At 67.9% G+C, this 1,079-nt stretch carries 1 pseudogene; it reads right to left on the bottom strand.

From position 1 onward, the window contains the following. Positions 1-92: 92 nt before the first annotated feature. A pseudogene (locus A37U_RS47790) lies at positions 93-950 on the bottom strand (IS110 family RNA-guided transposase); the annotation flags it as partial. Between the last annotated feature and the right edge of the window lie 129 nt (positions 951-1,079).

Raw genomic sequence — 1,079 nt, 5'->3', positions numbered from 1 at the left:
AGAGACGAGCTTATGGCGCCTTCCCGGACCAGCCGGGCCACCACATGCAACCCGGAACCCCGGAAGAGATCAACAACCGGGACGCCCTACATGAGGCGGTGTCGGACGGTGTTGCCCGAGGACGCCGGGGTTGGGTTCGCACCGGCCAGAGCGGCAAACGCGGCCTCGGAACGTACTCGACCGTGATGGGACCATGCGGTGAGGCAGATGGCAGCGGTCGTGGGTCCGATGCCGCGCTTCTCGAGCAGCGGGGCGGCTTGGCTGGCGTGGACGAGCTCACTCATCCGGGCGCTGTTGGCGGCGATCTGTTCGTCGAGCTCGATCACGCGCCTGGCCAGTCGAGTAGCCTCCGCCTGGGCTGTTGCAGCGCCAAGGTCTTCATCGCGAGATCGCCAACGGGCCACCGTGGCGGGCTGTGTGCGGGAGAGGGGCAGGCGGGCATCGATGCCGAGTTCCACGACGCGCAGCAGAGCGATCAATGCGTTGATGGTGGCGGTGCGTTCGGCTGTCATGTGGTCGCGTGAGGCGATTAGGACGCGCAGTGTGGCCCGTGTGCCTTCTGCCAGGCGCGGGCGACGCAGCTGGCGGGTGTCCAGCGCAAGCACGGCCGCTGCGATGCGGTGAGCATCCAGTGGGTCCGACTTGCCAAGACCTCGGTTGCCCCGCGCGTTCATCCGGGCCGCCTCGATCACCTCGTAGCCGGCCCGTGCGACGGTGGCGGCCAAGCCCGCGCCGTAGGACGCGATGCCCTCGATGATCCACAAGGCAGCGAGGTCTCCGCCGGTGCGGCGGCCCACCCAGGCAATGGCGCGGGCCAAGCCTGCGGCGGTGGTCGGGAACTGGCCGGTGTCGATGATTTCACCGGTGGCAGCGAGGATCGCCAGGACGTGATTGCGGGCGTGGGTATCGACACCGATGACGAACGAGTGCGCATGCGCGACGATGGTCATAGCGGCTCGGGTCCTTCCTACTCAGGATTGATGGTCCGGCCGCTGGTGGCCGGCGCCGGTCTGGGTAGGAGTCACGTCGGGGCAGCACTGTGATGAGTCACGCCGATACGGGCGGACAGCCTTCTGATC

The organism is Sciscionella marina DSM 45152 (genome assembly GCF_000379465.1).
GTDB lineage: Bacteria > Actinomycetota > Actinomycetes > Mycobacteriales > Pseudonocardiaceae > Sciscionella > Sciscionella marina.
The sequence above is the reverse complement of the archived record's forward strand: the minus strand, read 5'-3'. Positions and strand labels throughout refer to the sequence as shown.